The sequence below is a fragment of the Sulfurihydrogenibium yellowstonense SS-5 genome, assembly GCF_000173615.1.
Classification (GTDB): domain Bacteria; phylum Aquificota; class Aquificia; order Aquificales; family Hydrogenothermaceae; genus Sulfurihydrogenibium; species Sulfurihydrogenibium yellowstonense.
The window spans coordinates 1-7,966 of the sequence record NZ_ABZS01000069.1; the positions used below are offsets into that span (position 1 = coordinate 1).

Annotated in this window: 9 protein-coding genes and 2 pseudogenes; 1 reads left to right on the top strand and 10 read right to left on the bottom strand. The window is 32.7% G+C overall.

Annotation, left to right across the window (positions count from 1 at the left end; all coding sequences use genetic code 11):
* A pseudogene (locus tag SULYE_RS08355) lies at positions 1 to 849 on the top strand (hypothetical protein); the annotation flags it as partial.
* Between the two features lie 236 nt (positions 850 to 1,085).
* Here the strand turns inward: SULYE_RS08355 and aroA are convergent.
* The 10 genes and pseudogenes from aroA to SULYE_RS08360 all read right to left on the bottom strand — a co-directional run.
* A complete protein-coding gene (aroA, locus tag SULYE_RS03945) occupies positions 1,086 to 2,381 on the bottom strand; it encodes a 3-phosphoshikimate 1-carboxyvinyltransferase (RefSeq protein WP_007546730.1) in 1,296 nt (431 codons plus the stop codon).
* Positions 2,365 to 3,111 (bottom strand): 23S rRNA (guanosine(2251)-2'-O)-methyltransferase RlmB, encoded by a 747-nt coding sequence (gene rlmB, locus SULYE_RS03950; RefSeq protein ID WP_007546731.1) that lies wholly within the window; start codon positions 3,109 to 3,111, stop codon positions 2,365 to 2,367. The genes aroA and rlmB overlap by 17 nt, the downstream gene beginning before the upstream one ends.
* A gap of 280 nt (positions 3,112 to 3,391) precedes the next feature.
* Positions 3,392 to 4,327, bottom strand: coding sequence for a methionyl-tRNA formyltransferase (gene fmt, locus SULYE_RS03955; RefSeq protein WP_007546732.1), 936 nt, complete (start codon positions 4,325 to 4,327; stop codon positions 3,392 to 3,394).
* Entirely contained in the window at positions 4,299 to 5,339 is a 1,041-nt protein-coding gene (gene obgE / locus SULYE_RS03960; RefSeq protein ID WP_007546733.1) for a GTPase ObgE, read from the bottom strand. Before obgE ends, fmt begins: the two co-directional genes overlap by 29 nt.
* On the bottom strand, positions 5,320 to 5,577 hold the full coding sequence (locus SULYE_RS03965; protein ID WP_007546734.1) for a SemiSWEET family sugar transporter: 258 nt from the start codon (positions 5,575 to 5,577) through the stop codon (positions 5,320 to 5,322). Before SULYE_RS03965 ends, obgE begins: the two co-directional genes overlap by 20 nt.
* Before the next feature lie 67 nt (positions 5,578 to 5,644).
* On the bottom strand, positions 5,645 to 5,836 hold the full coding sequence (gene rpmB, locus SULYE_RS03970; protein WP_007546735.1) for a 50S ribosomal protein L28: 192 nt from the start codon (positions 5,834 to 5,836) through the stop codon (positions 5,645 to 5,647).
* A 585-nt stretch (positions 5,837 to 6,421) separates the two neighbouring features.
* Entirely contained in the window at positions 6,422 to 6,730 is a 309-nt protein-coding gene (rbfA, locus tag SULYE_RS03980; protein ID WP_007546740.1) for a 30S ribosome-binding factor RbfA, read from the bottom strand.
* A gap of 13 nt (positions 6,731 to 6,743) precedes the next feature.
* Positions 6,744 to 7,025 (bottom strand): DUF503 domain-containing protein, encoded by a 282-nt coding sequence (locus tag SULYE_RS03985; protein WP_007546743.1) that lies wholly within the window; start codon positions 7,023 to 7,025, stop codon positions 6,744 to 6,746.
* Entirely contained in the window at positions 7,012 to 7,788 is a 777-nt protein-coding gene (gene rsmA, locus SULYE_RS03990) for a 16S rRNA (adenine(1518)-N(6)/adenine(1519)-N(6))-dimethyltransferase RsmA (RefSeq protein WP_007546745.1), read from the bottom strand. The genes SULYE_RS03985 and rsmA overlap by 14 nt, the downstream gene beginning before the upstream one ends.
* A pseudogene (locus SULYE_RS08360) lies at positions 7,775 to 7,966 on the bottom strand (UTP--glucose-1-phosphate uridylyltransferase); the annotation flags it as partial. The gene rsmA and the pseudogene SULYE_RS08360, both read right to left, overlap by 14 nt.

A 7,966-nucleotide genomic window follows, 5' to 3' on the forward strand; every position in this document is an offset into this window, starting at 1 on the left:
GCTGCATTTTTGTCTATAAGTAATGATAAAGTTGTATCTGAAGAGATAAATGTCAGCAGTTTAGATGAAAAATCTCAAAAAGATAATACTAAGGAAAACGAAGAAAATCCTTTGGAAGAGATAAAAAATATTGAAGTTGGAAATTCAAATGGTGAAATAATCTTAATAGGAGATTCTGTTTTACTTGGTGCATCAAAGTATGTTCAAGATTTTTTAAAAAATGCATACATAGATGCTAAAGTAGGAAGACAGTTTAAAGAAATTTATTCTTTATTAGAAAGCGGAAAGTTAGATAAGTATAATAAAATTGTCATTGCTCTTGGCAATAATGGTTATGTTAGTAAAAAAGATTTAGAGAGTGTGATAGAAAAACTTAAAGATAAAGAAATATATTTAATCACTGTAAAAGTTCCAAGACCATGGCAAAATCAGGTTAACAATACATTTAAGGAAATTGCATCGGAATATAAGAATGTTAAAATCATAGATTGGTATAGTTATAGCAGAGAAAAGGAAGAGTTGTTTGTAACTGATAAAGTCCATCTAAATAAAAAAGGCGCCAAATACTTTGCAGGTTTAATTGCTAAAAATTTAGGAATAGAATACAAGAACTATGAACCACAACAAAAATTGGATGATAATGAAAACCATGATAAAGTTGAAGCGAAAATTAGTAATAAAGAATTTTCAGATAATAAAAAATCAGATATTTCTGAAAAACTTTTATATAAAGATAAAGAGAAAAAGGGCAGAAATAATACGGAAAATATTATTCTTAAAGAGCAAAATAATTCTAATGATGAAATTGAAAATATAATCTTATCTGCTCCTGGTCAAGAAAATAATTAACTAAAAAGTTAGCAATCTGATAGAGATATTATCTTGCCTGTCATTCTGTAGTCGGTGAAGGGTCTTCGTCTTTTTACCTCTTATGTGTTAATTGTGTGGGCAATTCATGAATTACCTGTATCCACTTTCTCGCTTTTTTTTTTAAATCCTTAGGACTAAAGTCCTCAGGATGTTGTAAAGATGAGCTTAAAGAATTTTTACAGCAGTCTCAGGGTAATACATTTTCCACTTTTGTACTACTTGCTTACCTTTTCTAAGTGGTTAAAAAATTCTGGATAAGATATATAAACACAATCAGCATCTTTTATTGTAATTCCTTCTTCACTTACTAATCCAAGAATTGCAAAGCCCATTGCTACTCTATGGTCTTTATAAGAATCTACGATTCCACCTTTTACTTTCTGTTTTCCTCTTATTATCATACCATCTGGAAGTTCTTCTGCTTCAAGCCCTAAGCGTTTAAAGTTTTCTATTACTGATTTAATTCTGTCGCTTTCTTTTACTCTAAGCTCATGGGCACCGGTTATTACTGTTTCTCCTTCTGCCTGAGTTGCAATGATTGCAAGCAGTGGAATTTCATCTATCATTGAAGGAACTTCTTTAGGCTTTACTTTTACACCTTTTAATTCATGATAGCTAACATAGATATCTGCTACTATCTCACCTGCTTCATCTCTTTTGTTTTTGTATTCTACCTTAGCCCCCATTTCTTTTAACTTTCTAAAAAATCCATCTCTTGTTGGATTTACCAAAACATCCTTTAACTCTATGTGAGACCCTGGAATAACTGATGCTGCAGCTGCAAAAAATGCCGCCGAAGATGGGTCGGCAGGTACGTTTATATGTATAGGATTTAGCTTATCTGCTTTTTTGACAGTTACTCTATATCCGTCTTTTGTAAATTCTCTACTTACATATGCTCCCATACTGTTTAACATATTTTCTGTATGGTCTCTTGAAATTACAGGTTCTATAACTGTTGTCTCTCCTTTTGCAAAAAGTCCGGCCAAAAGAATAGCTGACTTTACCTGTGCCGACATTTTTTCATTAAAAAAATCTATTCCTGTAAGTTTTCCACCTCTTATAGAAATTGGAAGTAAATTACCATCTTTTCTTCCATCTATTTTTGCACCCATTTTAGAAAGTGGCTCTGCTACCCTTTTCATAGGTCTTTTTCTTAGACTATCATCACCTGTTAGTGCAGTAAAAAAATTAAACCCAGCCAATACTCCAAGCGTTAATCTTGTAGTTGTTCCAGAGTTTCCCATATCAAGAAAATCATCAGGTTCTTTGAGTCCATCTAAACCTTTTCCATGAATATAATAGACACCCTCTTTTTCTACTATTTCAACCCCAAGTTTTCTGTATGCGTTTACAGTTGTAAGAGTATCACCAGCCTTCAAAAAGTTTTTTACAATAGATATACCATCTGCCAAAGAAGATAAAATTATTGCTCTGTGTGAAATAGATTTATCTGACGGGACTCTTAAAGACCCTTCTATTCTTTTTACTTTTTTAACTGTTTTTTCCATCCTTTATTCTCCTTTTAAATAATTCCCATAATGCTATTGACGTTGCATTTGAAACGTTTAGAGATGTTATTTTACCAACCATTGGAATAGTTGCAATAATATCCGCTTCTTCTAATATAGATTTTGAAACTCCTTTTCCTTCCGAGCCAACTACTAACGCAATCGGATATGGAAAGTCTATCTCAGCTATATTTCTTCCACCTTTTTCAACAGCAACAACCCAACCACCCTTCTTTTTAAATTTTTCAATTACATTTCTTAAACTTCCAACTTTTGCAATCGGAAGATGAAAAACTGCCCCCGTAGATGCTTTTATTACTACTTCATTTATAGGACTTGACCGTTCCTTAGGGATTATAACTCCACTTACTCCAAAAATTTCTGCTGTTCTTAAGATGCTTCCTACGTTTTGAGGGTCTGTAATATGGTCTAAGATTAACATAATACCCTTTTCTTTTATTGTTTTATCTATAATTTCATTTTCATCGTAATATTTTATTGGACTTACGAGTGCAACAACACCTTGTGTTTTCTTAGTGTTTGCAAGGTCTTCAATCTTTTGCCTTGATACTCTTTGCACCTTTACTTTCTTCTCATTTGCAAGCTCTAACAACTCTCTTGGTGGATGTGAATCGTGGGCAATAAGAATTTTTTCAAGACTTCTTCCGGCTTTAAGTGCTTCTATTACTGGATTTCTTCCCCAAATTACCAAGTGGTTTTCTTTCTCCAAAACCTTCTCCTGTATAATCATTGATAAAATATTTTAACTTAAATTGATAAGTCTGGCGAGAAGTTCAATAAAAACATGAGATTCTTCGCTTCGCTCAGAATGACATATAAGGTCTTCCTTTTTCTGACGCTTATAAATTAACCTTTCTTTGTCATCCAGAGGCCGTAAGGTCTAAGGATCTCATTTTTAAATTTTATAAAAAACGCTAATTTATCACCCAAGGTATCATTGATAAAATATTTTAACTTGATTAATTTTCAGACCATCCTATTTTCTAAATTTACTCAAACCTTTCTCCGACTTTTATCTTGTATCCTCTGATTGCGTCTTGAGTTGTTATTGGCTTTGAGTTTGGAAATTGTATTAATTTCAATAAAAGACATCCATTGCCGGCTTTTACTACTATTCCCTCTTTCTCATCGGCTTTTATTATCTCTCCCGGTAAAGCGTTTACATTACACTCAACAATTTTTGCGTCTAAGATTTTGACTTCTTCATCTCTAAATTTAGCATAGGCTTTTGGCCATACTTTTAAAGCTCTAATTTGATTAAAGATTTCTTTTGCTGACCTGCTAAAATCTATTTTTCCTTCTGATTTTTCTATCGGTTTTGCGTAGGTTGCCTTTTCGTGGTTTTGTGGTTTTTTATCTATTTCTCCTTTTTCTATTTTATCTAACACTTCAATAAGCAATCTTGCTCCTTCTCCTGCCAATTTATCATGAAGGCTTATAATATCATCATCTTCTGTTATCTCAACTTCTCTACATGCGTAAACATCCCCCGCATCAAGTTCTTTTATTATCTCCATTATACAAACACCTGTTTTATCTTTACCTTCCATTATTGCTCTTTGAATTGGTGCTGCTCCTCTGTATTCTGGCAAAAGTGATGCGTGAACGTTTATTGTTTTATACTTTGGTATGTTAATTATCTCTTCCGGCAAAATCTTTCCATAAGCAACGACTACCGAAATATCTGGATTAAGTTTTTTGACCGTTTCTAAAAATTCTTGGTTGTTTTTTATTTTTTCAGGTTGGAATACTGGAATATTATATTTTAGGGCTTCCTCTTTTACCGGTGTTGGCTGGATTTTTTGTCCTCTTCCTCTCGGTTTATCAGGTTGAGTAACAACTCCAACGACTTGATGATTGGATTCTATTAACGCTTTTAAACTTTTAACTGCAAAATCAGGCGTTCCCCAAAATAACACTCTCATTAGTTTCCTCTTTCTTCATTTTATCTCTTGCTTCTCTAATCAACTTAACAAGCTTATCTATATTTTCTCTTGTAATCAAAGATACTGCAACAAAAGGGCAACCTCTTTCAGAAAAATACTTTTCAAGATTATCTAATAAGCTTTTATCAGATAAAGCATCTATTTTATTTGCAACTACTATTTGAGGTTTTTTTATCAAGTCCTGAGAATATTTTTCAAGCTCTTTATTAATTATGATAAAAGCGTCAATAGGGTCCCTTTCTCTAAAATCTGACACATCTATTAGATGAATTAGAAATTTTGTTCTTTCAATGTGTCTTAAAAACTCATGACCTAAGCCAAGTCCTTCTGAAGCACCCTCTATGAGTCCTGGAATATCTGCCAAAACTAAATAGTCATTAACATCAAGCTGTAAAACTCCAAGAACGGGTGTAAGAGTTGTAAATGGATAATCTGCTATTTTTGGTCTTGCTTTGGACAGAATAGATATTAAAGTTGATTTTCCTGCGTTAGGAAATCCAATAATTCCAACATCTGCCAAAAGCTTAAGCTCAAGCTCTATCCATTTTTCTTCGCCCGGCTCTCCTTTTTCCGCAACCATCGGTGTTTGGTTTGTTGGAGACTTAAACGCTGCATTTCCTCTTCCACCTTTTCCACCTTTTGCAACCACAACAGATTGACCTTCCTTTACTAAATCAGCTATAATCTCTCCAGTTTCAGCATCTTTTACAACAGTTCCGACAGGTACTTTTAAGATTAAGTCTTCTCCATCTTTGCCTTTTTTATTCCCACCTTGGCCGTGCTGTCCTCTTTCTGCTTTGTAATGTCTTTTATACCTAAAATCCATCAATGTTTGAAGACTACTATCTGCAATTAAAATTATATCTCCACCTTTTCCGCCATCGCCACCAGCCGGTCCACCAAAAGGAACATACTTCTCCCTTAAAAATGCAACACAACCATTACCACCATCACCCGCTTTTACATAAATCTTAGCTTTGTCTATAAACATACTTAACTACACCTATTATCGTTAAACTTATTATCGAAATTCCGTTTGCTAAAATTAATGGAAGATTATTTATTCTTAGTCCATAAATAAACCATAAAAATATGCCAATCCACATAAAAATCAACCACATCCAAGAGAAATCTTTGGCTGATTTGGTTTTCGCTACCTTGTAAGTTTGAGGAAGATATGCAGAAGTTGTAAGAATTGCAGCTAATAAGCCTAATATTTGATTATCCATTATGATAACAACAAACTAGGGATTAGGAGTTTAATCGTAAAAAAATCTCCCAATCCCAAATGTGAAATCATACTGCTTTTTTAACTTTTCCAGCTTTTAAACACTTAGCACATACATAAATTCTTTTTGTAGAACCATCTTCAAGAACTACTCTAACTCTTCTAAGGTTAGGCTTCCAAGTTCTTCTTTCTGTTGTAGCTGAGTGTGCTACAGTATTTCCAAAAACAGTTTTTTTACCACATATTTGACAAATAGCCATCTTATAATCCTCCTTACAAAAATTAGAAAAAATATTATATCATATATCGATATTGTATACATCACCTTGGGTGAGAAATTAATGTTTTTCATAGAATTTAAAAGAGATCCTTCGGCCTCACGGCCTCAGGATGACAAGGAAAGGTTGAATGATAAGCACCAAAGAAAGGGTAGCCTTGTTTGTCATTCTGCAGCCGGCGAAAAATCTCATGCTTTTTCTTTTCGAATAAAAAAATCAAAAATGAGGTCCTTCGGACTTCGTCCTCAGGGTGATACGAAAAGGTAAGCTTGCAAAAATTTTGGAACACCCTTTGTCGTGTATTAGTCATATCCAGTTTGGAAAAAATAGATTAATTTATTGCTTTCCGGTAAAAGCTCCTAAACAGTATCATTCTTAGCCGTGCGAAGAAACTTTACTTATTTACCGTCAGGCAATTCATGAATTATCTCTACTCGCTTTCTAACCTTCTTTAGTGGAGTAGATCCTTCGGACTAAAGTCATCAGGATGACTGAAAGGGTAAAAATGTATCATCCTAAAGCCGAAAAAAGAAAACTCCATAATTGTCTTTAAAATCTATTATACATTTATAAAGATATATTTAGTTCAAAAATATCTTTTTTAAACAATAGCTTCGGTGTTTTCTTGATTCTAATTCTTTTACCAAGAACGTATCTTATGTGTCCACTTTGTTTATTTAAAACTTCTAAAATTTCTTCCTCATCTTTTAAAGCAGAAATAAAAACTTGAGCTTCGCTTAAGTCTGCTGTAGTATCCACAAAACTCACTGTTATAAAATTATCCTTTGACAATGCTATCTCTTCAGATATAATTTCAGATAGCTCTTTTTTCAACATAGAATTTACTTTTTCCATTCTGTGTGACTTTTCTCTCATTTTAACTCACCTTTTAAATTATTTCCTTGTGTATATTTATATGCAAATGTGGAAAGTTTGCATCTATAAAACCAACGATAGAACCTAAAACCTTTTCTAACTGAAGTTTATCAGGTGCTACAGTTACAACAGCAATCACTGCAGATTGCCATAAATCTTGTTTATCTACTTCAGAAACAGCAACATTAAATTTACTTCTTAGCTTTTCTTTTATAGACCTTACAACCATTCTTTTTTCTTTGAGATTTGATGAGTCGGGTATATGAATTTCTAAAACTAAGCTACCTATCATCATTTTCCACAACCTCAAAGATTCTTATAAAATCTTCCACCGATAACTCTTCTGCTCTTAAATTTGGGCTAACTCCTGCTTTATTCAACATTCCTTCTTCAATTTTAGATTTTATCATCTTTCTTCTATTTTGAAACAAATGAGATACGAAATTTTTATATTTTTTCACATTGTTAATTACTATGTTTTGTTTAGGTGTGAGTTTTACTACTGCAGATGTTACTTTTGGCGGCGGGTTAAAAAACCTTGCCGGAACGCTCATTATATATTTTACATCGAAAAATGTCTGAATAAATACAGATAAAAATGTATAATCTTTTGTCTTTGGTTTTGCTATCAACTTTTCTGCCACTTCTTTTTGAATCATAAAAACACAAAATTCTAAAATATCAAGCTTAAACCCGCAGTCAATAATCATCAAAGATGAAACATTATACGGCAAATTTCCTACAAGCTTTATTTTTTCTTTATCGGAAATCAATTCGTAAAGATTCACATCAAAAAAATCCGATTTTATAAGCTTAAAATTTGAATATTTACTAAACTTTTCTTCTAAAACCGGATAAACTGTCGTGTCGATTTCCACGGCATACAAAATCTTCGGATTTCTTAATAAGATTTCCTCGGTCAAAGCACCTGTGCCTGGTCCTATTTCAACAATAATATCTTCCTGAGAAATATCTATTTCATCTACAATTTTTTCTATAACATTTTTTGAAATTAAAAAATGCTGTCCTAAATGTTTTTTTGGTTTAATTCTGTTCAACCGAATCCTTTTCCATCTCCTTACATTTTTCTTTTATCATTTTAAAGACTTCATCTTTTAAATCTTGCCTATCAAGCGCAAAATCTATGATTGCTTCTATGTATCCAAGCTTATTGCCTGTATCATGTCTAGTTCCTTCTATATCTTTTGCATAAATTACTTCTTTCTCTCTAAGCTT

Excerpts from the sequence above, each read along its gene's own strand:
- aroA (WP_007546730.1), bottom strand. The coding sequence starts at position 2,381 with ATGGAAAAAACAGTTAAAAAAGTAAAAAGAATAGAAGGGTCTTTAAGA.
- fmt (WP_007546732.1), bottom strand. The coding sequence starts at position 4,327 with ATGAGAGTGTTATTTTGGGGAACGCCTGATTTTGCAGTTAAAAGTTTA.
- obgE (WP_007546733.1), bottom strand. The coding sequence starts at position 5,339 with ATGTTTATAGACAAAGCTAAGATTTATGTAAAAGCGGGTGATGGTGGT.
- SULYE_RS03965 (WP_007546734.1), bottom strand. The coding sequence starts at position 5,577 with ATGGATAATCAAATATTAGGCTTATTAGCTGCAATTCTTACAACTTCT.
- rpmB (WP_007546735.1), bottom strand. The coding sequence starts at position 5,836 with ATGGCTATTTGTCAAATATGTGGTAAAAAAACTGTTTTTGGAAATACT.
- rbfA (WP_007546740.1), bottom strand. The coding sequence starts at position 6,730 with ATGAGAGAAAAGTCACACAGAATGGAAAAAGTAAATTCTATGTTGAAA.
- SULYE_RS03985 (WP_007546743.1), bottom strand. The coding sequence starts at position 7,025 with ATGATGATAGGTAGCTTAGTTTTAGAAATTCATATACCCGACTCATCA.